General features: G+C 66.3%; 18 protein-coding genes and 3 pseudogenes. 12 read left to right on the forward strand and 9 right to left on the reverse strand.

The annotated features are described in order from the left end of the window. Positions 1 to 45: 45 nt before the first annotated feature. A complete protein-coding gene (locus ABZS43_RS26710) occupies positions 46 to 720 on the reverse strand; it encodes a GAP family protein (protein ID WP_355038711.1) in 675 nt (224 codons plus the stop codon). Positions 721 to 810: 90 nt separating this feature from the next. Next, positions 811 to 1,017 carry a hypothetical protein gene (locus ABZS43_RS26715; protein WP_355038712.1) on the reverse strand — a complete coding sequence of 69 codons (207 nt, stop codon included), beginning with the start codon at positions 1,015 to 1,017 and terminating at the stop codon, positions 811 to 813. An 85-nt stretch (positions 1,018 to 1,102) separates the two neighbouring features. Here ABZS43_RS26715 and ligD point away from each other — a divergent pair, with 85 nt between their 5' ends. Then, entirely contained in the window at positions 1,103 to 2,122 is a 1,020-nt protein-coding gene (gene ligD / locus ABZS43_RS26720) for a non-homologous end-joining DNA ligase (protein WP_355038713.1), read from the forward strand. Between the two features lie 24 nt (positions 2,123 to 2,146). Here the strand turns inward: ligD and ABZS43_RS26725 are convergent, their stop codons facing one another. The 3 genes from ABZS43_RS26725 to ABZS43_RS26735 form a co-directional block, all read right to left on the reverse strand. After that, the gene (locus tag ABZS43_RS26725; RefSeq protein ID WP_355038714.1) at positions 2,147 to 2,635 is read right to left on the reverse strand and encodes an FBP domain-containing protein; all 489 of its coding nucleotides are present in this window, start codon (positions 2,633 to 2,635) and stop codon (positions 2,147 to 2,149) included. 224 nt (positions 2,636 to 2,859) lie between these two features. Continuing rightward, positions 2,860 to 3,516: an enoyl-CoA hydratase-related protein gene (locus ABZS43_RS26730; RefSeq protein WP_355038715.1), complete on the reverse strand. Its 657-nt coding sequence runs from the start codon at positions 3,514 to 3,516 to the stop codon at positions 2,860 to 2,862. Positions 3,517 to 3,569: 53 nt separating this feature from the next. Then, on the reverse strand, positions 3,570 to 4,178 hold the full coding sequence (locus ABZS43_RS26735) for a helix-turn-helix domain-containing protein (protein WP_355038716.1): 609 nt from the start codon (positions 4,176 to 4,178) through the stop codon (positions 3,570 to 3,572). Positions 4,179 to 4,380: 202 nt separating this feature from the next. Between ABZS43_RS26735 and ABZS43_RS26740 the strand changes: the two genes are divergently transcribed. After that, on the forward strand, positions 4,381 to 4,929 hold the full coding sequence (locus tag ABZS43_RS26740) for a TetR/AcrR family transcriptional regulator (RefSeq protein ID WP_355038717.1): 549 nt from the start codon (positions 4,381 to 4,383) through the stop codon (positions 4,927 to 4,929). Between the two features lie 42 nt (positions 4,930 to 4,971). Here the strand turns inward: ABZS43_RS26740 and ABZS43_RS26745 are convergent, their stop codons facing one another. After that, complete coding sequence (locus tag ABZS43_RS26745) at positions 4,972 to 6,834, reverse strand: Na+/H+ antiporter (RefSeq protein WP_355038718.1); 1,863 nt, start codon at positions 6,832 to 6,834, stop codon at positions 4,972 to 4,974. Positions 6,835 to 7,001: 167 nt separating this feature from the next. Here ABZS43_RS26745 and ABZS43_RS26750 point away from each other — a divergent pair, with 167 nt between their 5' ends. After that, a complete protein-coding gene (locus tag ABZS43_RS26750; protein WP_355038719.1) occupies positions 7,002 to 7,886 on the forward strand; it encodes an alpha/beta hydrolase in 885 nt (294 codons plus the stop codon). Between the two features lie 13 nt (positions 7,887 to 7,899). Here the strand turns inward: ABZS43_RS26750 and ABZS43_RS26755 are convergent, their stop codons facing one another. Continuing rightward, positions 7,900 to 10,089 (reverse strand): molybdopterin-dependent oxidoreductase, encoded by a 2,190-nt coding sequence (locus ABZS43_RS26755; protein ID WP_355038720.1) that lies wholly within the window; start codon positions 10,087 to 10,089, stop codon positions 7,900 to 7,902. Positions 10,090 to 10,247: 158 nt separating this feature from the next. Here ABZS43_RS26755 and ABZS43_RS26760 point away from each other — a divergent pair, with 158 nt between their 5' ends. Continuing rightward, on the forward strand, positions 10,248 to 11,135 hold the full coding sequence (locus ABZS43_RS26760) for an alpha/beta hydrolase (protein WP_355038721.1): 888 nt from the start codon (positions 10,248 to 10,250) through the stop codon (positions 11,133 to 11,135). Between the two features lie 17 nt (positions 11,136 to 11,152). On the opposite strand, the gene ABZS43_RS26765 is transcribed toward ABZS43_RS26760, so the two are convergent. Further along, positions 11,153 to 12,160 carry an NADP-dependent oxidoreductase gene (locus tag ABZS43_RS26765; RefSeq protein ID WP_355038722.1) on the reverse strand — a complete coding sequence of 336 codons (1,008 nt, stop codon included), beginning with the start codon at positions 12,158 to 12,160 and terminating at the stop codon, positions 11,153 to 11,155. Between the two features lie 109 nt (positions 12,161 to 12,269). Between ABZS43_RS26765 and ABZS43_RS26770 the strand changes: the two are divergent. From ABZS43_RS26770 to ctaD, 4 genes and pseudogenes are all read left to right on the forward strand, one after another. After that, positions 12,270 to 12,986 (forward strand): annotated as a pseudogene (locus tag ABZS43_RS26770) (BTAD domain-containing putative transcriptional regulator); the annotation flags it as partial. Between the two features lie 1,342 nt (positions 12,987 to 14,328). Beyond that, positions 14,329 to 14,433 (forward strand): annotated as a pseudogene (locus tag ABZS43_RS26775) (ABC transporter ATP-binding protein); the annotation flags it as partial. Positions 14,434 to 15,945: 1,512 nt separating this feature from the next. Further along, positions 15,946 to 16,191, forward strand: a pseudogene (locus tag ABZS43_RS26780) (DUF3099 domain-containing protein); the annotation flags it as partial. A gap of 292 nt (positions 16,192 to 16,483) precedes the next feature. Continuing rightward, positions 16,484 to 18,286 carry a cytochrome c oxidase subunit I gene (gene ctaD, locus ABZS43_RS26785; protein WP_355038723.1) on the forward strand — a complete coding sequence of 601 codons (1,803 nt, stop codon included), beginning with the start codon at positions 16,484 to 16,486 and terminating at the stop codon, positions 18,284 to 18,286. A gap of 23 nt (positions 18,287 to 18,309) precedes the next feature. Here the strand turns inward: ctaD and ABZS43_RS26790 are convergent, their stop codons facing one another. Next, positions 18,310 to 19,110, reverse strand: coding sequence for a thioesterase family protein (locus tag ABZS43_RS26790; RefSeq protein ID WP_355038724.1), 801 nt, complete (start codon positions 19,108 to 19,110; stop codon positions 18,310 to 18,312). A gap of 175 nt (positions 19,111 to 19,285) precedes the next feature. Here ABZS43_RS26790 and hypA point away from each other — a divergent pair, with 175 nt between their 5' ends. From hypA to ABZS43_RS26810, 4 genes are all read left to right on the forward strand, one after another. Continuing rightward, complete coding sequence (gene hypA, locus ABZS43_RS26795; protein ID WP_355038725.1) at positions 19,286 to 19,663, forward strand: hydrogenase maturation nickel metallochaperone HypA; 378 nt, start codon at positions 19,286 to 19,288, stop codon at positions 19,661 to 19,663. After that, positions 19,621 to 20,460 carry a hydrogenase nickel incorporation protein HypB gene (gene hypB, locus ABZS43_RS26800; protein WP_355038726.1) on the forward strand — a complete coding sequence of 280 codons (840 nt, stop codon included), beginning with the start codon at positions 19,621 to 19,623 and terminating at the stop codon, positions 20,458 to 20,460. The genes hypA and hypB overlap by 43 nt, the downstream gene beginning before the upstream one ends. Before the next feature lie 88 nt (positions 20,461 to 20,548). Beyond that, positions 20,549 to 21,604 carry a hydrogenase expression protein HypE gene (locus ABZS43_RS26805; protein WP_355038727.1) on the forward strand — a complete coding sequence of 352 codons (1,056 nt, stop codon included), beginning with the start codon at positions 20,549 to 20,551 and terminating at the stop codon, positions 21,602 to 21,604. An 11-nt stretch (positions 21,605 to 21,615) separates the two neighbouring features. Beyond that, positions 21,616 to 23,412 (forward strand): nickel-dependent hydrogenase large subunit, encoded by a 1,797-nt coding sequence (locus tag ABZS43_RS26810; protein ID WP_355038728.1) that lies wholly within the window; start codon positions 21,616 to 21,618, stop codon positions 23,410 to 23,412. Positions 23,413 to 23,416 lie beyond the last annotated feature (4 nt).

Here is a 23,416-nt window from a genome sequence, read left to right on the forward strand (position 1 = left end):
TCGGGGCGGCCCGCGCTCGACGCGTATCGCTGACGCGGCGTCCGGTCACCACAGGTGCCCGGCGTGCCTGAGAGCATCTACGACGAGGACCGACCCCAAGAGCGCGAACAGGATTCGGACCGACAGCGGTCCGAATCGGGTGAAGAACCGGACGACGGCGCGATAGACGCGGCGGGCCCTCGGCGTTCGGCGCACCGACAGGATCAGCACCAGCAAGGGCGGCACCAGGGCCAGCGCGCAGTAGACGACGATGATCAGCGGCCACAGCGGTGGGTGGCGGGCCGAGATCATGGCGAGGGCGGCGAGATACGGGACCGCGGTCGGCGCCTGCGCGAGTCCGATGCCGACGCCGACCAATCCGAGCACCCACGGCCGTCGCCGCACTTGCTGTGCCCACGGGGGTGGTTCGGCGCTCGCGGTGACACGCACGCAGGCCAGCCCGATCAGGGCGAGGCCGATGACCAATTCGCCCCAGTACCGCAGTGTCGGCGTCAATTCGAAGTCGACCAGGTCGGTGAGGAAGGTGATGCCGAGCACCGTGCACAGGCCGAAGGTCGTCGTGACAGCGAAGACCCCGCCGAGGAAACTCGCACCGCCAGGAATCGGTGATCGTCGCGCGAACCTGCTGTCTGCCACGACCGCCGTTGTCACTCCCACCAGCAGTACATCGAGCGAATCGAGGAAGGCGAAGCCTGCGAGGGCCAGGAAGAGAGTCAGCATGGCCCGGCCAGCCTATGCGAAAGGGGGAGGTGCGTCAGGGGAGGTGCGTCAGGGGAGGTGCGCCAGGGGAGGTGCGCCAGGGGAGATGCGTCAGGGGAGATGCGTCAGCTGTCGAGCAAGGCCGAACAGACGGCTGCCGAGCTTGATGACGGGAAGCCCCAACGGAATCAGCAGGATCGTCGCGCACAACACCGCACCGAGGATCCACACCACGGCCGCGAGCAATCCGACTACCGTGCCGAGCACGGCCGTCACGATCCCCAACACCACGTTGAGCAGGCCCTGTATCACTCGCATGACGACCTTTCTGTTTTCCATTATGCGCGCTCGGTGAACGATATTCGAACCCCCTGCCGGCCCTCGGTGACACTATGCTGAAAGTTTGCCAGATAAGGTTCGCGCATCCGAAGGGACCGGCGATGGCGGCGGGGCGACGGTGACGAGTCTGCCGCGGTACGCGGCGATGCTGGCAGCGCCCGGCGTGTTGCCCAGCGACGATGACTCGTGGGCGTACGAGGTGAAATTCGACGGCATCCGGGCGGGCGGTTATGTCACCGACCGGCTGGTGTTGCTGTCGCGTAACGGCAATGACATCACCGCGGCGTGGCCGGAATTCGCGCCGCTGGCGCCCGCGATGCCAGGGTTCGTCGTCGACGGGGAGATCGTGGTGTTCACCCGGGACGGCCGTCCCTCGTTCGAGGCGTTGCAGCCGCGGATGCATCAGCGCAACGCGTCCGCGATCCGCGCGCTGGCGGCGACCGCGCCCGCGACGTTCGTCATTTTCGACCTGCTGCACATCGGGGACCGGCCGCTGATCGACTTGCCCTACTGGCAGCGGCGGGAACTGCTCGAACAGATCGGGTTGCGGGGGCCACACTGGCGGATCTCGCCGCAACTGCACGGCCGCGGCGCCGACCTACTCGCCGCGTCGAAACGTCTCGGCCTCGAGGGCATCGTGTGCAAGCGCCTCGACGGACCGTATCTGCCCGGACGCCGCAGCACGCTGTGGACGAAGGTCAAGAATCTCGACTTCCAGGAGGTGGTGATCGTCGGCTGGCGCCGGGGGACCGGCAGCCGGGCCGGGTGGATCGGCTCGCTGGTCCTCGCGATCCCGGACCGGGCGGGGGAACTCGTCTACGCCGGCAACGTGGGGACCGGATTCACCTACGCCGTGTTGCGCGATCTGTCGGCGAAACTCGAACCGCGGCAACGCAGGACAGCGCCGATCGCGGACCCCGATGCCGTGGCCGACGTTGCCGGTGTGGTTTGGGTGGAACCGGATTACGTGGGCGAGGTCGCGTTTGCCGCGTGGACTCGCGACGGCCGCCTCCGTCATCCCACGTGGCGCGGATTGCGCCCGGACAAGACTCCCACGCAGATCTCCGCTGATCCCTCACCCTGACTTTCCGTTGTGGGCATGGTCGGGTCAGGCGTAGATCCGGCTGAGGAAGGCGTTCAGATTCTCGACCACGCGGTCGATTTTGGCTTCGAGCGTCAGATCTTCCCGATAGCGGTTGCCGAGCGCGGGCTTCCTGATGCCGCGGGCGTAGAGCGAACAAGCCAGATCGGTGCACATATAGGTGCCGATCGAATTACCCCGCCGCCCGGATTCACCGGCTTTGGATGCGGTGAGCAGCGATACGCCACCGCCGGTGTGGCTGGTCAGGCAGATCGCGCACATCTGCGTCCGGCCGTTTCCACCGGTCTCGTAACGCAATGCGACTCCGACGAGCCTATCCGCACGCGCAGTGACCAGATAGCAGCGGCCGGGCAGTGACGGGTCACTCCAGCCGAGGAAATCCAGATCGTCCCACGGGCGATCGGGTAGATCCCTCGGTACCGGCAATCGCTTCGCGTCACCCTTCGAACAGTTGACGAACGACGACCTGATGTCGTGTTCGGTGACGGGTTCCATGGGGGCAGATCCTTTCCTGGCGGACAAACCCCACGGACGTTACGGTCGGGGTGGCCCCGGCACAACGCGTTTTTCTCCCGGATCGCGTCGCCGGGAACAGGTCCGACGCAACCGGGAGCCGGTACCGTCAGCGATCCCGGGTCTCGTGTTGCCGTACATGTCTGAGACAGGGGCCTGGGTTCGGTGGCGCACCGGCGCACCAGCACCGGTGAACACCGGTGACCCTAGGCGTCGGCCGTCAACGCGGCCACCGCCGAGGCGAACATGGTGTTCTTGATCGCGCCGAGTGTGGCCTGATCCTTCTCGCCCAGCGGCGCCAGCATCGCGATAGCGGCGGTGGTGACCTCGCCTTCGGCGGCTGTGGCGTCGACGATGTCGAGAGCCGACGCGTCTGATCCGCCGAAGCGGCGGCCGGTCGTCATGGACGCGACGGCGGTCTTCGGGGACAACTTGGCCTGCACGAGTGCGGCCATTCCCGGAGTGAACGGAATGCGGATGTCGACTTCGGGGAAGCAGAAGTAGCCGCGGTCGGCGCGCATCACCCGGTAGTCGTGGGCGATGGCAAGCATCGCCCCCGCGCCGAACGCGTGGCCGGGCAGCGCCGCCACGGTGGGGATGGGCAGGGTGAGGACGCGGGCGAACAACGCCTGCACCCGGCTGACGTACCACGGGGTGCGGTCCGCGTTGGCGCCGAGCCAATCCAGATCGAGTCCGTTGGAATAGAACTTGCCGCTCGCGGTCGTCACCAGACCGGCGGCGCCGTCGGCGAGGGCGGTGTCGAGGTGAGTGTTCACCTCGTCGAGGAACTCCGGCGAGAAACGGTTCTCCTCGCCGCCGAGGTCGATGACGGCGATCTTGTCGTGGTAGTCGAGATCAGGCATCTGTGTTCCTCACTATTCGGGGGCGAAAGTTTTTCGGGGACAGGTGGTTCGGATCACGGCGGTGGTCCGATGGCCACGACCGCGCGGACCGCCGCGCGGAGTTGTTCGAGGGCGAGCGGGTCGGTGACGCGGTCGCGGCGCAACAGAATCGCGGTGGGCAGGTCGACCACGCAGGTGGTGACGATCTCGACGGCGCGTCGGTCGCCGCGCTCCCATAATCGGCGCGCCAACCGGACCATCAGTCGAACCAGCGCCTTGTCGGCCCCGGCGAGTTCGGCGGCGAGCGCGTCGGGCAGTTCCTCGCCGAGGAGTTGCTCGCGCGACACCGTGAGCAGCAGCCGAGAGGAATCCGGGTAGCGCTCGGTGAAGACGGCCGGTGCCTGCGCCGCGGCGACGATCGCGTCGACACCATCGAGATCCGCTGTCGCCTCGGCCTTCTCGACCAGTTCCGTCTGCACGGCGAGGAATCGCCGCGCCGCGCGCAGCCAGGTGCGGCCCAGCAGTTCCGCGCGCGATCCGAAGGAGTGGTACATGGCGCCGTTGGATATCCCGGCGCTCTGGGCGACCGCGCGGATCGTGACGGCGGCGGGTCCGGATCGCGCGGCGATCGACTCCGCGGCGTCGAGGACGCCGTCGAGGTCGTGGATCCGGGGGCGGGGCATGTCACGACTATAACAGAGCAAATGCTCTGTTATACAAGCGGAACTCTTTTGTCAACGCGCACTGCGTATTTCATTCGGTTACAGCTATCTTTTCAGGGCGATCGGCGCGCGGGTGATTTCGTCATGCGCGCCTGCGCGGACAATACGATGCGGTACTGTTCGGACCTCTGCCCCCCGTCCGCACGCACAGAACGGCATCCGAATGTCACGAGTGGTCACCAAGGAGCAGTACTTCGACACCGCGCTCGCGGTGCTGGCCGAACTCGGCTTCAAAGGTCTCAATATCGGCGTGCTGTGCCGAAGGCTCGGTGTCACCAGCGGTTCGTTCTACCACCACTTCGGTAGCTGGCAGGGTTTCGTCGACGCCCTGCTCGAACACTGGGAGAACCGTCAGGTCGTCATCCTGCGCACGTTGCGGTTCAACCAGGGCAATCCCGACGACGATATTCGCGCCATGTCCGATCTGGCCTCGGGGCTGCACCACGCCGCCGAGGCGGCCATCCGGGCGTGGGCCGCCAACGATGAATCGGTGAACCTCGCGCTCAAGCGGGTCGACGAATCCCGCCGCCGCACCGTGCACAAGGCCATCAAGGGAGTCGTCGGCGACGACGACACGACCGCCGTCGTCACGTCCCTCGGAATGGCGATGCTGATCGGATACCAGCAGATCGCCGCGGGCGGCGAAGACGTCTCCCTGGACAAACTGCTCGCGCAGTACGCCCGGCTGATCTACTCGTACGCGCGCCGCTGACCCGAACGGAAACTGCTGTCGTGGAACATGTTTCGGGATGAATCAGCCCAGCAGCTCGTCCACGTAGCACCACCGCCACGCTTCGCCCGGCTCGACACTGCGCATCACCGGATGCGTGGTGTCGCCGTAATGTTTCGAGGCGTGGTTGCCGGGTGAGGAATCGCAGCATGCGATATGCCCGCAGGTCAGGCACATGCGCAGATGCACCCACGTCAACCCCTCGGCGAGGCATTCGGCGCATTCGTCCGGGCCGGTCTGCTCCCGGAACAGCGGCGCGGCGCGCAGGTGGTCGCAATTGTCCGCCTCACCGGGCAGCGCGAGCGTTTCGGCATTCTCCTCGTCGGCCTCGTCGATTCGGTCGATCATGGATTCCTCGAGGTCGAGGCGGGCGAGCACATGCTGGAGGATCTCGTAGTCGAGGGTTCCCGAATCCCGCACGCGCAGTACGGTTTCCCGTTCGGCGCGCAACATCGCCAACCGTAGACGCCGGTATTCGGCGGTCGGTGTCGCCTGTTCGGATTCGGAGCGGCCCAATCGCTCCCATGCCGCGTTCGTCTGCCAGGTGACGCGGTCGCGCAAGGACTGCACCACCGCCTCCGGCGTATCGGGGGTGATCCGCTTATCCAATTCCGCCAGGCCCGACGACACCGCCTGCTGCAACAGACTCGCCTTCTGCAACGCGTCCTCGGCCCGGCTCGGCCCGCGCAACTTCATCGCGCGCACCAGCCACGGCAGCGAAGTGCCTTGCAGCAGTAGCGTTCCCGCCACCACGACGAGGGCGAGCAGTTTCAGCACCGGAAGCTGCGGGGTGTCCTGCGGAAGTAGCAGTACCGCGGCCAGGGTGACGACACCGCGCATTCCCGCCCACGACACGACCGCCGGATAACTCAGCGGCGTGTCCTCGCGGCCGGTCAAGCGCAACAGCATCGCCCACGGGAATATCCACAATGGACGGGACGCCAGCACCGTGCCCAGCACCGCGACCGCGGTGAGGACGAGGGTGCCGTGATCGAGCCCGCTGCTCCACGCGCCTTCCAGGATGGCGCGCACCTGCAAACCGATGATGAGGAATACCGAGCATTCCAGGATGAACTGGATGGTGCTCCAGTTGGTGCGTTCGGCGATGCGCGAGGCCGCGCTCTGCCAGACCGGTGCGCCGTGTCCGAGGATGATGCCGCAGACGACCACAGCGATGACCCCGGACGCGCCGATCTCCTCGGCCGGTAGGTAGGCCAGGAACGGGGCGAGGAACGACAGCGTGGTGTCGAGCACCGGATCGCTGATCCGCCGCCGCAACAGCGCGAGCAGGTAGGCCACCGCGATGCCGACGAGGGCGCCGCCGCCTGCGGCGACCAGGAAGTCGAGTCCGGCGCGCCAGATCTCATAGGTGCCCGCCGCGGCCGCGATCGCGGTGCGCAGTGTCACCAACGCGGTCGCGTCGTTGAACAGCGACTCGCCTTCGAGAATGGTGACGATGCGCCGCGGCATGCCGATGCGCCGCGCCACCGCCGTCGCGGCCACCGCGTCGGGTGGCGCCACCACCGCGCCGAGTGCGACGGCCACCGCGAAAGGCACCGGCAGCAGCCACCATACGACGGTGGCCACCGTGAAGGCACTGAACAAGACCAATCCGACGGACAGGAGGGCGATATTTCGCATGTCGGCGCGGAAATCGACCAGGGAGGTTCGGATCGCGGCCGTGTACAGCAGCGGGGGCAGCAGCCCGAGCAGTACTATCTCCGGATCGAGATGAACCTCGGGGACGAACGGCACATAGGACGCGGCAACCCCGGCGAGCGTCAGCACGAGCGGTTCGGATACCCCGGACCGCCGCGCCAGCGCTGCCAGAGCGGTCGCCGTGGCAATGAGGGCAACCAGCTCGATCGCGACATGCACCGGTCGCATTCTTCCAGAGTTGATGATCTTCGCCCGTCGGCGACGGTGGTGCGCGGCAACCCGGCGGATACTCGCTCGCGCATTCGATCCGGTAGATGACACGTCCCGCGTCGTCCCGAACCGCTGTGACGGCGGGGTGGGAGCGCGATGCTGGTCGGTATACGAAGGAGGTAGGAATGGAGGAATTCGCATCCTGGCGGGCCACCGGACGGCGGTTCACCCATCGCGGCCATCAGATCTTCTGGCGCGACGGCGGCACCGGATCCGACGGCGACGTCCTGCTCTGTATCCACGGCTTCCCGACCGCGTCCTGGGATTGGCACGCGATGTGGCCGGGGCTGTGCGCCCGTTTCGCCCGGGTGATCGCCGCGGACATGATCGGCTTCGGCTGGTCGGCGAAACCGCGGCATTACGACTACACGATCGCCGATCTGCACGAGCAACTGCTGCGCGAACAGGGGATCCGGCGCTACCACATCCTCGCGCACGACTACGGCGATACCGTGGCTCAGGAGCTGCTGGCCCGCGCCGCCGACCGCGCCCGGGTCGGCGACGAATCCCTCGTCGTCGAATCGGTATGCCTACTCAATGGCGGACTCTTCCCGGAAGCGCATCGTCCGCGCTTCATCCAGCGGCTGCTGGCGAGCCCGCTCGGGCCGATGGTGAGTGCGCTCGGCTCGGAACGCACCTTCGCCCGCAGCCTGGCGAGTGTTTTCGGGCCCGAGACCGAACCCGACGCGGCGGCCATGAGCCAGTTCTGGATCCTGTGGTGCAGCAAGCACGGAAAACGTAACGGGCACAAGCTGATCCGCTACATGGCCGAACGCAGGAAGTATCGCGAACGTTGGGTGGGGGCGCTGCGTGACACGACCGTGCCGGTACGGCTGGTCGACGGACTGCTCGATCCGGTCTCCGGCGCGCATATGGTCCAGCGTTATCGAGAGCTGATCCCGAATCCGGATGTGGTGGAACTGCCGAAAGTGGGTCACTACCCCCAACTCGAGGCCGCCGAGGAGACATTGCGGGCATTCCTGGAGTTCCACGGCACCAGCGTGCGGTAATCCTGCGGCGCCGCTACGGTGTGACCGCCGCGGCGACGGCGGCCGACGTCGGTGCGGCGCTCACTGTCACCCAGGTGCTGTTCACCGCCGCGTTTCCGGAGAAGGTGTCGACCACCGCCGGATCGTGCAGCAGATTGACATTCGCGCCCGGCCGCGCGGCGGCCACCGACCAGCCCACGCCCGGTTCGGCGTGACCCCAGCCGTGCGGAACCGCCACGGTGCCGCGCCGGATATCGTCGCTGACCTCGAGCGGTACCACGATCGATCCGTGTTTCGACGTGACGGTCACCGGTGCGCCATCGTCGAGTCCACGGTCGGCCGCGTCGCCGGAATGCATGAGCGCGGTGCAGCGGTCGCGGCCCTTCATCATGGACGGCAGATTGTGCAGCCACGAGTTGTTGCTGCGCAGGTGGCGGCGACCGATCAATTTCAGGTCGAATCCCTCTGCCGCGTGCGCGCCCGGCCCGCTGCGTGCTTCATCGATCAACGCCGCGGCCGCGGCCACGAAATCCTCCGGCGCCAACCGTACTTTGCGATCGCGGGTGCCGATGAGCGTGCGCAGCCTCGGTCGCAGCGGACCCAGGTCGATGCCGCCCGCGCTGTCGCGCACCTTCGCGACGGTCAGACCGGAACGCCCGCGCCGCAGTACCCCGTACGGACCCGCGGCGATACCCAACGCCGCCAATCGCAGTGGACTGATCTTGTCGAACAGCGCGTTCACGACCCGGGTGGTCAGCCGTCGTGCGGGCAGCGGCAGCACTTCACTCACCAGCCGCGCCATGATCTCCCAATCCTCCAGGCCATCGGCGGGCGGCTCGAAGACGCGCGCGTTGTAGCGCAGGTTGTTGCGGACGCTGAAGACCGGCATCAGGATGTCGAGGTCTTCGCGTTCCAGCGGGGATATCGGCGGCAGGATGATGTCGGCGTGCCTGCTGGTTTCGGTGACATACATATCGACGGCCACGTAGAGATCCAGCGTGTCCAGCGCCGAGGCCAATCGCCCGCGCTGCGGTGTCGACAGCACCGGATTCCCCGCATAGGTGATCATGGCGCGGATCTTGGTGGCACCGTCGCTCAGGATCTGATCGGCGAGCGCTCCCACCGGCAGTTCGGACCGGAACGATTTGAAGGTGCCCGAATCGTCGGTCCACGCCCCGTGCATGACAGGCAGGTATTTACCGAATCGCGTCGCGTCCACCGGGGCGGTGGCGAACATCTGCCCGCCCGGCCGGTCGAGATTTCCCGTGACGGCGTTGATGGTGTTGATCAGCCAGTGGGTGAGGGTGCCTGTCACCGTCTGGCAGACCCCGATCCGGGCGTACATCACCGCGGACGGCGCCGCGGCGTGTTCGCGCGCCAAGCGACGGATCGTGTCGGCGTCGACGCCGGCGTGCGCCGCCGCCTGTTCCGGGGTGAAATCGGCGACCAGTGCCCTGATCTCACCCCAGCCCGAACACGACGCGGCGATCGCGCGTTCGTCGCACAGTTTCTCGGTGACGAGCACGTGCAGCATCGCGAGCAGCAGATACGGATCCCCGCCCGGTGTCACCGCGACGTGTTCGTCGGCCAGGCGCGCGGTCTCGGTGCGCCGAGGATCGATGACCACCACGGTGCCGCCGCGCTCGCGGATATCCTTGATGCGCTGTTTCGCGCCGGGCATCGTGGTGATCGACCCGTTCGACACCGCCGGATTCGCGCCGATCACAACGAGCCTGTGGGTGCGGTCGATATCGGTGATCGGCATCAGCACATTCGATCCGAACATCCGCCACGCGACGAATTCCTGCGGGAACTGATCGATGGACGACGCGGTGTAGAAATTCTTCGTCAGCAATACGGCGCGCAGCAGACCCCCGTAGATCACCGAGGAACTGTGCGCCGCCGGATTTCCGAGGTACATGCCGATGGCGCTGGGCCCGTACTCGGCGCGCACCCGGCGCAGGCGGCGACCGATCTCCTGGAACGCCTCGTCCCATCCGATCGGCTCGAAGGCGTCGCCGACTCGTCGCACCGGCGTGCGCAACCGGTCGGGATCGTGGTGCAGTCCGCCCATCGCCGTCGCCTTCGGGCAGATGTAGCCCTTGGACAGGACGTCGTCGGGGTTACCTTCGATCCGGGTGACGCGATCGTCCTCGACGCTCACCAGAATTCCGCAGTGCGCTTCGCACAGGGTGCATTGTCGCGCAATGGTCGTGGCGCCCATAAGTTACTGCCTCTTCTTCAGGATTCACTTGCAGACAGGCTACCGCGCCCACGCAGTTCCCCGGACCGGGAATCGGTCGATGATCTGCTCGGGTGGCCGCGAGAATGCCCGTCTTCGCACGCCATCGGCACTACGGTGATACCCATGAGGATTCCGCGATGACATCGGCGCGCACCGAAACGACGTGGTCACGCGACGGGCTGACGTTGACGGCGCGTCGATTCGGTGATCCCGGCGCGACGCCGGTCATCCTGCTGCACGGATTCCCCGACACCCCGCACAGTTGGGACGAGGTGATCCCGCCGCTCGTCGCCGCGGGATATCAGGTGCTCGCGCCGTGGTTGCGCGGCTACACGATCGGCAGCTACGACCCCGCCGCGCGCTACGACGTGCCCGCCGCGGCCGAGGACATCGCGATCTGGCACGAGTTTCTCGGCGGTGCGCCCGCCCATCTGGTCGGACACGACTGGGGCGCCTTCGCTGCCATCCATCTCGCGAAAACGCGCACCCGGCTGTGGCGTTCGCTGAGTCTGCTGGCGATTCCACCGTTCGGCGGCCGGGCGAGCGCGCTGTCCGCCTTGCCGTATCTGCCGCGACAGACCGTGATGTCGTCCTATATCGGCCTCATGCAGTGCGGCGCGTCCGCGCGGCTGCTCGCGCGCTCGGACGCGGCGTTCGTGCGCGAGATCTGGTCGTGCTGGTCGCCCGGGTGGGCGTTCACCGAGGACCATTTCGCTCCGGTGCGCGCCGTATTCACCGACCGGCGACTCGGCTGGGCGGCGACCAGGTACTACCGGGCGCTGTTTCGCGCGCACCGACCCGAAACCCGCGAGTTCTACCGGGTGTTGACCGCCCCGGCCGCCGCACTGCCCACCCTGGCCCTGGCGGGAGCCGAGGACGGCTGCCTGCACCCGGGTCTGCAACGTGCGCTGTCGGACAGCGTCGGCGCGCACGCGGTGCGGATCCCCGGGTGCGGCCATTTCCTGCAGGCCGAACGTCCGGGGACCGTCGCGGAATACCTGCTGGCGCATTTCGGAGCGGTCTGAGGCTCGAGCCCCGACCGTCACAAGCGCACGAGCATTTTTCCGGTATTCGCGCCGCTCAACATACCGAGAAACGCACGCGGCGCGTTGTCGATGCCGTCCACCACGGTCTGCCTGGTGCGCAGGCTCCCGTCGGCGAGCCAGCGTGCGGCAGCGGCGGCGTAGGCGGGGGCGCGGTCGGCGTATTCGGTGACGAGCAGTCCGCGCAACGTCAGATGTTTGGTGACGATGTCGTAGAGGTTGGTGGGGCCGGGGGCGGGTGCGGCGGCGTTGTAGCCGCTGATCATGCCGATCAGGGCGGCGCGACCGTGCATGCGCAGCGCGCCGATCGCCGCTTCCAGGTGATCGCCGCCCACATTATCGATGTAGACATCGATGCCGTCGGGAGCGGCGACGGCCAACTGTTCTGCCACCGATCCGGCGCGGTAGTCGATGGCGGCGTCGAAACCGAATTCCTCGGTGAGGACGCGGGCTTTCACCGGACCACCCGCCGAACCGATCACGCGGGCCGCACCGAATCTCCTGGCCAGCTGACCGGCGACACTGCCGACGGCGCCCGCCGCGCCGGATACGAACACCACATCGCCGGTGCGGATTCGCGCGATCTCGGTGACCGCCAGGTAGGCGGTGAACCCGGTCTGTCCCAGCGCGTCGAGATGGTCCTGCGGACGGGGGCGCGAGGTGTCGACAACGGTCGCCTCGGCGGCGTCGAGCACGGCGTATTCCCGCCATCCGGCGAAATGGACGACGGTGGCGCCCACGGGAATATCGGCGCTCGCCGAGGCGACGACTACACCGATCGCATGCCCCTCCAGCGCCTCGCCGATCCGGAACGGTTCGATGTAGGACGCGCCGTCGTCCATCCGCCCGCGCATGTACGGGTCCACCGACATCCAGGTGTTGCGGACCACGATCCGGCCCGCGGTCGGCTCCGGCACCTCGGTGTCGACCACGTGGAAATTCTGCGGGACCGGCGCACCGACCGGGCGGGAGGTCAGGCGGACTTCACGACTCACGAATACGGTCAATCTGATCGACTCCTGTACTGGCAACGGGGTGATGCCGCAACGGTGCCGAAGGCCGCTTCAGGTGTGCTTCGGATCCGCTGTAGGTACGCGGTCCGAGTACGGTTGCGGTATGCGTTTCGGGGTGCTCGGCCCATTGGCCGTCTGGGCCGAGGACGGCGCCGCGGTGCCGATTCCGGAAGCGAAAGTCCGGGCGCTACTGACAGATCTGCTCGCCGCAGAGGGACGTGCCGTCCCCGTCGACCGGCTCATCGATGATCTTTGGGGCGAGCGACTTCCGCGCAATCCCGTAGCGACCCTGCAGACGCGAGTATCCCAACTACGCCGTGCCCTCGACGCCGCCGAACCGGGCGCGCGCGATCTGGTGATGTGGCAGCCGACCGGCTATCGACTCGCGGTCGGCCGGGACGCCGTCGACGCGGGCCGATTCCGCGCGCTGGTCGCACGCACTCGCGACGTCGAGGACCCGCGTGCGCGAGCAGCGCTGCTGGCCGAGGCGCTCGACCTGTGGCGCGGGCCCGCCTACGCCGACTTCACCGACAGCGCCTTCACCCGATCGGTGGCGACGGTGCTCGACGAAGAACGGGTGACCGCCCTCGGCGATCATGCGGAGGCACGCCTCGACCTCGGTGAACATCACACGCTCGCCGGTGAACTCGGCGAACTGGTCGCCCGCCATCCCTTCTGCGAACGTCTGCGCGCGGTACAACTGCGCGCGCTCTATCAATCCGGGCGGCAGAGCGAAGCGCTGGCCGCCTACGCCGAGCATCGCACCCGGCTCGCCGATGAACTGGGTATCGATCCCAGTCCCGAGGTGACCGCCCTTTACCAGGCGATCCTCGAACAGGCACCCGCTTTGCGCGCCGCGAGCCCGACTCGTCCGGTGACGAATCTGCCTGCCGCGGCGCACCCGCTGATCGGCCGGTCCGCCGATCTGCTCGAGATTCGCGACTCGATGACGACGACCCGTCTGCTGACCCTCACCGGTCCCGGCGGCGTGGGAAAGTCGGCGCTGGCCCTGCGGGCGATCCACGATCTCGGCTGCGGTGGAGTCGACGAGGTGTGGTCGGTGGAGCTGTCCGATCTCGAAGGGCCCGATATCGATGAGTCGACGGTCGCCGCGCATATCGCCCGTGCGCTGGCGCTGCCCGACGCGGACGGTGCGGCGCTGCGACATCTCACCTCCGCGCTGGCCGATCGGAACATGGCGATCGTGCTGGAGAATTGCGAACGCGCGATCGAGCCCGTCGCGGTCGTGGTCGACGCACTGGTGCGCGCCGCCCACCGAATGCGCATTCTCGCGACGAGCCAGGAACCGCTTGCGGTCGCCGGTGAACGGGTATGGGTGGTCGCGCCACTGCCCATACCGCCAGCGAATACCCCGGCGGAGGAGGTGAACTCCTACGCCTCGGTGGAACTGTTCGCCGACCGCGCGCGGGCCGCCGCGCCCGGCTTCCGGCTCGACTCACACAACGCCGCCGCGGTCGCCGAGATCTGCCGTCGGCTCGATGGTCTTCCGCTCGCCCTCGAGCTGGCAGCCGCGACGGTGCGCACTCTCGGTGTGGCGGAATCGGCCGCGCGGCTCGATGACCGGTTCACGCTGCTCGGCGCGACCCGTCGCGGCGGACCAGCCCGGCATCGGGGCCTGCGCGCCGCGATCGACTGGAGTTGGCAATTGCTCACGCCCCGTGAACAACTCGTGCTGCGCCGGACAGCGGTACATGTGGACGGCGCGACGATCGCGGCGGTGGCCGCCGTCACGGCGGACGGCGAATCGGATGTGCTGCCCGCGTTGGCGCGTCTGGTCGAGCGCTCGCTTGTGCAGATGACCGAAAGCGCCGCCGGTCCCCGCTACAGCCTGCTGGAATCGGTCCGCGCCTACGCCGCCGAACGTCTCGGCGAGGCCGGTGAACTCACCGATGTCCAGCAGCGGCATATGCGGTACTACACCGACCTGTCTCTCCGTGCCCGGCGTCACGGCACGGCCCGGCGGCACCGGCTGTCCGTTCTCGAACCCGAACTGGGGAACCTACGCGCCGCGCTCGACAGCGCCGTGAGCCTGCGCGTGGACGATGCCGCCGCCGCATTGGTGGACGCACTGACCGAATTCGGTCCGGGCAGTGCCACGGTCCCGGGGCATGCGCCGCGCGAATGCCGAATCGACCTCGGTGGCGCGCAGGCGGGTGCGCGGCTTCTTCCTCGGTATGCGGCGGCGCCTCGGAATCGCGGCGGCGCTGCTGGGTGATCCGGCGGTGCGGACCCTCGATGAGCCGATGCCGGATGTCCTCGCGAGGCCGGGGCGACCGCGCGAGACAGGTGCGATGCCGAATTGTGACGTATCGGTATCGTTTCGGCATTTCGCGAACGGTCCGGCGGCCATGGGTTCGCGGGGGCGCAATACGTAGCAGGGGGATCGGCGCATCGAGTGCAACCGTGCGCGTCGTGCCGTGAATGTGACGTCGAATGCGCCGTTTTCGGGGCCGTAATACGGCGTGTGGGCTGAGTTCGCCCGGACGGCTACGGAATCGTGCCGGGCGGCCGGTGGCGGTGCCGGTGCGAGTATCGGCCGCCTCGTGGGAAGCCGGCCGATACCACGCACGAATCACGCGTGCGGCCCCGCGTTTTGCGGGGCCGCACGTGGGGTGGCGTCGACGTAACGAAGTTGCCGTGCCCTACGGTGTCGCCCGGGTGTTCCGCCGGTGGCGAAAAAAACCGGGCGGCGCGTCGATTCGATCGACATCGAGTTCGGCTGGGGCGCGCGCGAATCGCGGGCAGGTGCCGGCGTTCGGCGCGGCGTCAGTGGGCGGCGGCCTCGTGAATACCGACGGTGACGTGGGCGGTTTCGCCGGTAGGCGTCTGCGTCGGGGGCGTCGTCGCATTCCCCAGGATCGAGACGACACGCGCCCAAGTTGGCCCTTGGGCGATGGCGCTTGGTACACGAAGGGTGAAGACCATGAAGCCCTCCTTTCGAGAGATCGAGCAGCGTTGGATTACCAACACTATTCACCGTAAACACCTGGCAATCGAAATGCCAGATATCTGACGGTGAATCATGATGCATCATCGTAACCGACACCCGAACCGCGGCGAATTCGCGATGTCGGCGGGCTCATAGGCTCACACCTTACCGTTCGACGTCGCTGCGGGCGCAGTTGGTTTCGCGGTGAGTGGCTTGCGGATCGGTGGCCGCCGTCGGATGGGGCGCACGGGCGAAGGTCGGCAGTGCGTGTGCGACTCCGGTCGGAGCGGCTCGGGCGTAGGTGAATGCCGTTCCCGTGACGTTCGTGGCTACTTCGGAGTGACCCGCATGGGCGCGGGCGTCGAATCGACGGCCTCGGCGCGGTGCTGATTGATCAGTCGTTCGATCTCAGCGCTGTGGGATCGTCGAGTCTTCTTGTGTTCCACGCATTCTCGATGACATAGCAGAGGGTGGGGACTTCGAGGTCGAAGCGGATGCGGGCGCTGCGATCCCCGTGCGGCGTCATTCGTGTGGTGTCGAAGGTCCTCGGAGACAGGGAAAAGGGAGAGCGCTAGTCGCATACCGTCACGTGACGTGACGGTATGCGAGGCGATTTCGCCGAGCTGGGAGGCGGATCCGCCCGCGGGCGCGGCCTCGGGCATCGGTGAGGGGTGTGAAGGTCACAGCCGCGCACACGAATGATTGCGATCGCGACTGCAATTCGAATATTCCGCAGGCTCCCTGATTACCGAAGGTGCGTCACGGGTACGCGGCGACAATGACACGCTCACGCCCGCCCCGGCGGGATGCCGTGCACAGTACCGACGGGATGAGCCGATGGCGTCGGGGCGAAGAAGCAGGTCTGGTCACCGCCGCGCGACCGTCCTACGAGCAGCAGCATCGGGCGCGTGTGCGCAGATACGTGACCTTGATGTCCTTCCGGCTACCCGCGTTGATCTCGGCATCCGTGATATACGGCCTGACCGGTATCGCCTGGCTGGCTGTCGGCATTCTCGTGGCGTCGGTGCCGCTTCCGTGGATGGCCGTCCTGATCGCCAATGACCGCCCCCCGCGCCGGAAAACGGCAACGCGGTCCAGTCGGTGGGCGAACGGCACGCGGCATTTCCCGAAACGCGTGCGGACCGCAACTCCCGGAACGGACCGCACCGACGGTCGAACTACTCGGGCCGAACCGCTGCGGTCGATGACGATGGAGCCGACCGACATGTACCGCTTTCTGGGCAAAGGTCATCCCTTTCACCCGCGATCGGAAGTAGGGTTGACAGTGCTGCTCGACATGACATGCCGGAAGTCTCGGGGTACCGGGTAAATCGCCGCAGGTCGGCTGAATCGGCCAAGGAGGAGCCTTGACTGCGTTACCTTCTCACAGTGTTCCTGAGCTGGAGGCCGTCCGGCCGTATCCACAGCGGGTCGGGCCGAAGGGTTCGGCGCTGTATCGGATAATCACCACCACCGATCCGAAACTGCTCGGCATGATGTACCTGTTCTCCGCGACGGCATTCTTCATGCTCGGTGGGCTGATGGCGCTGTTGCTGCGTGGTGAGCTGGCCCGGCCGGGTCTGCAGTTCCTGTCACCCGAGCAGTACAACCAGTTGTTCACGATCCACGGCACGATCATGCTGCTGTTCTACGCGACTCCGGTGGTCTTCGGTTTCGCCAACGCCATCCTGCCGTTGCAGATCGGAGCTCCCGACGTCGCCTTCCCCCGGCTCAACGCGTTGAGCTACTGGCTGTATCTGTTCGGCGCCACGCTGACGGTATCCGGTTTCCTGACACCGGGCGGGGCCGCGGATTTCGGCTGGACGGCCTACGTGCCGTTGAGCACCATCGAACATTCGCCGGGCGTGGGAGCCGATCTCTGGATTCTGGGACTCGCGGTCTCGGGTCTCGGCACCATCCTCAGTGGGGTGAACATGATCACCACGGTGGTGTGCCTGCGCGCGCCGGGGATGACGATGTTCCGGATGCCGATTTTCACCTGGAACATTCTGGTCACGAGCATCCTGGTGCTGATGGTCTTCCCCGTGCTCACCGCCGCGCTGTTCGCGTTGGCCTATGACCGACGCCTCGGCGGGCACATCTACGACACCGCCAACGGCGGCCAGATCCTCTACCAGCACCTGTTCTGGTTCTTCGGGCACCCCGAGGTCTACGTCATCGCGATTCCGTTCTTCGGGATAGTCTCGGAGATCTTCCCGGTCTTCTCCCGGAAACCGATCTTCGGCTATGTCGCGCTGGTGTACGCGACACTCGCGATCGCGGCGCTGTCGATGGCGGTGTGGGCGCACCACATGTACGCCACCGGCGCGGTGCTGCTGCCGTACTTCTCATTGATGACCTTCCTCATCGCGGTGCCGACCGGCGTGAAGTTCTTCAACTGGATCGGCACCATGTGGCGCGGTCAGCTGACCTTCGAATCGCCGATGTTGTTCTCGATCGGCTTCATCGTCACGTTCCTGTTCGGTGGTCTCTCCGGCGTCATCCTGGCCAGCCCGCCGCTCGACTGGCATGTCACCGACACCTATTTCGTCGTCGCGCACTTCCACTACGTGCTGTTCGGCACCATCGCGTTCGCCACCTTCGCCGGCATCTACTTCTGGTTCCCCAAGATGACCGGCCGAATGCTGGACGAGCGGCTGGCCAAGTGGCACTTCTGGACGACCTTCGTCGGCTTCCACAGCACGTTCCTCGTGCAGCACTGGCTCGGCAACATGGGTATGCCGCGGCGCTACGCCGACTACCTGCCCACCGACGGATTCACCACACTCAACACGATTTCGACGATCGGCACGTTCGTGCTCGGCGCCTCGATGATCGTGTTCGTGTGGAACATCTTCAGGAGTTACCGCTACGGCGAGGTCGTCACCGTCGACGATCCATGGGGTTACGGCAATTCGCTGGAGTGGGCGACCAGCTGCCCGCCGCCGCGGCACAACTTCTACGAGCTGCCGCGCATCCGGTCCGAGCGCCCCGCCTTCGAACTGCACTACCCGCACATGGCCGAGCGGATACGCGCCGAGTCGCACGCCGGTCGAATCTCCCGCCCCAGCGCCGAACTCTCCGTACCCGTCGGTGCGACCGCAGATGCGCCCAGCGACCGTGGTGATGCCACACCGGGAGCCGAACCGGATCGCCCCGCCGACCGGTGACCTACCGGCCGCGACAACCGGCGCTACGGGATCAACGCCAGCTGACGGGACTGGGCGACGAGCGCGCCGGTGCTGTCCCAGATATCGAAATCCTCTTCGTGGAATCCGTTGACCAGGTGATTGGTGCGCACCCGGCAGGCCAGCCAGCCCGGTGCGGGCCTGCGCCGGATGTGGACGGTGAGTTCGATGGTGGAACTGCCGGATACACCGAGATCGAAGACGACGGGCGCGGCGGAGTCGACCAGTAGCGCGAGGGCGATCGGATCGGCCGGCCTGCCATCGGCGAAACGCAGCCAGAAATCGGCCGCGGCGGTGCCGCCGGGTTCGCCACGGAAGAACCCCGGCACTTCGGCGGTGCGGAATTCGACCTGACCGGCGATGGTGGCGGCCGACCAGCCCATCGCCTCGAGGGGGTTCACGCAGCGGTCCGGCGGCGGAAGAACCGGCGGCTCACCACGTTCGACCGTCTGCCCTTCGGCCTTGGCGAGGTCGGTGAAAGTCGCGAGGACGCGGATGATTTCGCGGTCGTCCCGGGTGAGGAGCGCCGTTCCCGTCGCGGTGCGCCGACCGATGCGCGCGACTTCGGTGCGGATGCGCGCGGGACCGATCACGCCGGGCCTGAGGTAGTGCGCGGACGCCGACAGCAGATCGGGTTGGGGGATCTCCCTGCGCAATGCCTGTAGACAGGAGGCGAGTAGATAGCCGCCGTTCGCGGTGCCGGCCATGGTGGTCCAGCGTTCGGACAGGTCGAGGGCGTATTCGTGTTCGCCGACGGCCGTGTTCGCGGTGTCGGTGTCGAAGGCGTAGCGCGTCGTCGTGGTCATCCGGTCGATCCTTTCGTTACGCGAATGATCATCCTCGCCCGTCCGCGCTGTCGATTACCGGGCGGGTAAGCGGTGCTGGCCCCCAGTGGTGATCGACGGTCGGGAAGCGGTCTCGGACGGGGGTGTGCGGGAGTAGCCTCATATCCGGGTTCCCCTTCGTCGAACCGAGACCGTGATGCATGAAATGGCTATCACCCGAAGTGTCATCGACGCGGTGTGCGAGCACGCGGCGGGTCGACGGGTGCACAGTGTCACCGTCGCGGTGGGCGGGCTGTGCGCGGTGGTTCCCGATGCGATGCGGTTCTGTTTCGAACTCGCCGCCGAGGGGACCGTCGCCGAAGGCGCGTCTCTCGAGATCGTGGACGTGCCGGGGGCCGCGCAATGCCGCGATTGCGGCGCGGAATTCGTTCTGACCGATCCGATACTGCTGTGCCCCGAATGCGGTGGCGTGAACGTCGACGTGCGGGCCGGGCAGGAACTTCGAATCACCTCGATGGAAGTGAGTCCAGCATGTGCGCAACCTGTGGATGTGGGGACGACGCGGCAGCGGTGATCACGATCCCGCACGAGCACCGGCGCCACGGCGGTGATCTCGACGGCGACCACCGCCACGACCACGCGCATCCGCACGATCACGATCACGATCACCTGCATCTGCCGGTGACCGAAACCGTCACATTGGAACAGAAGGTTCTCGCGAAGAACGACGAACTGGCCGCGCGGAATCGCGACCGGCTCGCGCGCCTCGGCATCCTCGCGCTGAATATGACCAGTTCACCCGGCGCGGGGAAGACCACCCTGTTGGAGCGGACGATACGCGAACTCGCCGAGGTGCCGACGGCGGTCATCGAAGGCGATCAGGCCACCCTGCTCGATGCCGAGCGGATACGGGCGACAGGCCGACCGGTCGTCCAGATCAATACCGGCGCGGGGTGTCACCTGGACGCGCAGATGATGAGCGGCGCGCTCGACGCACTCGATCCAGCGCCGGGCACCCTGCTGTTCGTCGAGAACGTCGGCAATCTGGTCTGTCCCGCGCTGTTCGATCTCGGCGAAAGCGGCAAGGTCGTGGTGATATCGGTGACCGAGGGGACCGATAAACCACTGAAATATCCGCATATGTTCGCCGCCGCTCAACTGGTACTTCTCAACAAGATCGATCTGTTGCCCTACGTCGATTTCGATCCGGCGCGATGCGAGCAGTACGCGAATTCGGTGAATCCGGGGATCGAGATCATCCCCGTCTCCGCGACGACGGGCGAGGGCCTCGCGCGGTGGTACGAGTGGCTGCGCGCGAGGCAGTCCCTCAGCAATCGTGGAGCTATTGATGATCTATCTCCACGGACCTAAACTGACGTGATCAGGATCACATTCGATGCCCGTTCTTCGGAACCGGCGGGAACAGCCGAATGTTCGATTTCAGGAAGTGGCACAGCCCATGCCAACACAGGAAGCATTACAGGCCGAAGAGACCTTGATCCATGTTCTCTGGATCAACGCGGGCCTCAGCTGCGACGGTGATTCGGTGGCGCTGACGGCCGCCACCCAGCCCAGCATCGAGGAGATCGCGCTCGGCGCGCTCCCCGGCCTGCCCAAGATCGCCGTCCACTGGCCGCTCATCGATTTCGAATGCGGTCCGAGCGGGGGAGCCGACGACTTCCTCGGATGGTTCTTCAGAGCGGATCGGGGTGAACTCGACCCCTTCGTCCTGGTCGTCGAGGGGTCCATCCCGAACGAGAAACTCCACGAAGACGGCTACTGGTGCGGTTTCGGCAACGATCCAGCGACCGGCCAGCCGATGACGACGAGCGAGTGGCTCGACCGTCTCGCGCCCAAGGCGACCGCCGTCGTCGCGGTCGGCACCTGCGCGACCTACGGCGGCATCCACGCCATGGCCGGTAATCCCACCGGTGCGATGGGTGTGCCGGACTATCTCGGCTGGGAATGGAAGAGCAAGGCCGGGATTCCGATCGTCTGCGTGCCGGGATGCCCCATTCAGCCGGACAATCTGTCGGAGACACTGACCTACCTGCTGTATATGGCGACCGGCCAGGCGCCGATGATTCCGCTCGATGAGGCGCTGCGACCGAAATGGCTTTTCGGCGCCACGGTCCACGAGGGCTGTGATCGAGCGGGCTACTACGAACAGGGCGATTTCGCGACCGAATACGGTTCGTCGAAATGCATCGTGAAACTGGGCTGCTGGGGTCCGGTGGTGAAATGCAATGTGCCCAAACGCGGGTGGATCAACGGAGTCGGTGGATGCCCGAATGTCGGCGGCATCTGCATCGGGTGCACGATGCCGGGATTCCCGGACAAATTCATGCCGTTCATGGACGAGCCGCCCGGCGGCAAGCTCTCGTCCACGGCGTCGGGGCTCTACGGGTCGGTGATCCGCAGCCTGCGCAACATCACCGGCCGCACGGTCGACAAAGAGCCGCGCTGGCGGCACAAGGGCGAACGACTGGAATCCGGCGCGACCCGGACCTGGTAGGAGGATCTTCGATGACAGCCATCATCCCCGAGCCGTCGCACAAGAAGATCGACCCCGATGCCCTCGTGGAGATGGCCTGGGATCCGATCACGCGCATCGTCGGCAGCCTGGGCATCTACACGAAAATCGATTTCGAGAATCGTGAGGTCGTCGAATGCCACAGCACGTCGTCGATCTTCCGCGGCTACTCGATCTTCATGAAGGGCAAGGATCCGCGCGACGCGCATTTCATCACCAGCCGTATCTGCGGGATCTGCGGGGACAACCACGCGACCTGTTCCTGCTACTGCCAGAACATGGCCTACGGGGTGAAACCACCGCATCTGGGCGAGTGGATCGTCAACCTGGGCGAGGCCGCCGAATACATGTTCGACCACAACATCTTCCAGGAGAATCTGGTCGGCGTGGATTTCTGCGAGAAGATGGTGTCCGAGACGAATCCTGGTGTGCTCGCCCAGGCCGAGAAAACCCTGGCACCGCATTCGGACGCGCACGGGTACCGCACGGTCGCCGACATCATGCGCGCCCTCAATCCGTTCACCGGTGACTTCTATCGGGAAGCGTTGCAGGTCAGCCGGTATACGCGGGAAATGTTCTGTCTCATGGAGGGCAGGCATGTCCATCCGTCGACGCTGTATCCAGGCGGTGTCGGCACGGTCGCCACGATCCAGTTGATGACCGACTACATGACTCGGCTGATGCGCTACGTCGAATTCATGAAGAAGGTCGTGCCGATGCACGACGACCTCTTCGACTTCTTCTACGAGGCATTGCCAGGGTACGAACAGGTCGGCCTGCGCCGCACTCTGCTCGGGTGCTGGGGCTCGTTCCAGGATCCAGAAGTCTGCAATTTCGCCTATCGGGATATGGAGGACTGGGGTCGCAAGATGTTCGTGACCCCCGGCATCGTCGTCGACGGACGCCTGATCACCACGTCGCTGGTGGATATCAATCTCGGCATCCGGATCATGCTGGGCAGTTCTTATTACGACGACTGGACCGACCAGGAAATGTTCGTCACCACCGATCCGCTCGGCAATCCGGTGGATCGGCGTCACCCCTGGAATCAGCACACGAATCCCAAACCGCAGAAACGCGATATGGACGACAAGTACAGCTGGGTGATGTCGCCGCGCTGGTTCGACGGCACCGATCATCTGGCATTGGATACCGGCGGCGGACCGCTGGCCCGGCTGTGGTCGACGGCGCTGGCCGGACTCGTCGACATCGGGTACGTGAAATCCACGGGCCGCAGTGTGCAGATCAACTTGCCGAAGACCGCGTTGAAAGGTCCGGTCTCGTTCGAGTGGAAGATTCCCGAGCGCGGCAGCAACACCATCGAACGCGACCGCGCCAGAACCTATTTCCAGGCGTACTCGGCGGCGTGCGCCCTGCATTTCGCGGAGAAGGCACTCGAGGAGATCCGGGCGGGTCGCACCAAGACGTGGGAGACGTTCGAGGTGCCCGACGAAGGGATCGGCTGCGGGTTCACCGAGGCCGTGCGCGGCGTGCTGTCGCATCACATGGTGATCAGGGACGGCAAGATCGCGAACTATCACCCGTATCCGCCGACACCGTGGAACGCCAATCCCCGCGACAACTTCGGAACCCCAGGCCCGTACGAGGACGCGGTGCAGGGACAGCCGATCTTCGAGGAGAACGATCGCGAGCATTTCAAGGGCATCGACATCATGCGCACCGTGCGCAGTTTCGATCCCTGCCTGCCGTGCGGCGTGCACATGTATCTCGGTAACGGAAAGTCGCTGAACACGCTGCATTCGCCGACCCAGATAGCGACGCCGGAGTAGGCCG

This window comes from Nocardia sp. NPDC005366 (assembly GCF_040606855.1).
Taxonomy (GTDB): Bacteria; Actinomycetota; Actinomycetes; order Mycobacteriales; family Mycobacteriaceae; genus Nocardia.

Coding starts and splice junctions, on each gene's coding strand:
- ABZS43_RS26710 (WP_355038711.1), bottom strand. CDS start 720: ATGCTGACTCTCTTCCTGGCCCTCGCAGGCTTCGCCTTCCTCGATTCG.
- ABZS43_RS26715 (WP_355038712.1), bottom strand. CDS start 1,017: ATGCGAGTGATACAGGGCCTGCTCAACGTGGTGTTGGGGATCGTGACG.
- ABZS43_RS26805 (WP_355038727.1), top strand. CDS start 20,549: ATGCCAACACAGGAAGCATTACAGGCCGAAGAGACCTTGATCCATGTT.
- ABZS43_RS26810 (WP_355038728.1), top strand. CDS start 21,616: ATGACAGCCATCATCCCCGAGCCGTCGCACAAGAAGATCGACCCCGAT.
- ABZS43_RS26730 (WP_355038715.1), bottom strand. CDS start 3,516: ATGCCTGATCTCGACTACCACGACAAGATCGCCGTCATCGACCTCGGC.
- ABZS43_RS26760 (WP_355038721.1), top strand. CDS start 10,248: ATGACATCGGCGCGCACCGAAACGACGTGGTCACGCGACGGGCTGACG.
- ABZS43_RS26750 (WP_355038719.1), top strand. CDS start 7,002: ATGGAGGAATTCGCATCCTGGCGGGCCACCGGACGGCGGTTCACCCAT.
- ABZS43_RS26755 (WP_355038720.1), bottom strand. CDS start 10,089: ATGGGCGCCACGACCATTGCGCGACAATGCACCCTGTGCGAAGCGCAC.
- ABZS43_RS26740 (WP_355038717.1), top strand. CDS start 4,381: ATGTCACGAGTGGTCACCAAGGAGCAGTACTTCGACACCGCGCTCGCG.
- ABZS43_RS26725 (WP_355038714.1), bottom strand. CDS start 2,635: ATGGAACCCGTCACCGAACACGACATCAGGTCGTCGTTCGTCAACTGT.
- ABZS43_RS26790 (WP_355038724.1), bottom strand. CDS start 19,110: ATGACCACGACGACGCGCTACGCCTTCGACACCGACACCGCGAACACG.
- ABZS43_RS26735 (WP_355038716.1), bottom strand. CDS start 4,178: ATGCCCCGCCCCCGGATCCACGACCTCGACGGCGTCCTCGACGCCGCG.
- hypB (WP_355038726.1), top strand. CDS start 19,621: ATGTGCGCAACCTGTGGATGTGGGGACGACGCGGCAGCGGTGATCACG.
- hypA (WP_355038725.1), top strand. CDS start 19,286: ATGCATGAAATGGCTATCACCCGAAGTGTCATCGACGCGGTGTGCGAG.
- ABZS43_RS26745 (WP_355038718.1), bottom strand. CDS start 6,834: ATGCGACCGGTGCATGTCGCGATCGAGCTGGTTGCCCTCATTGCCACG.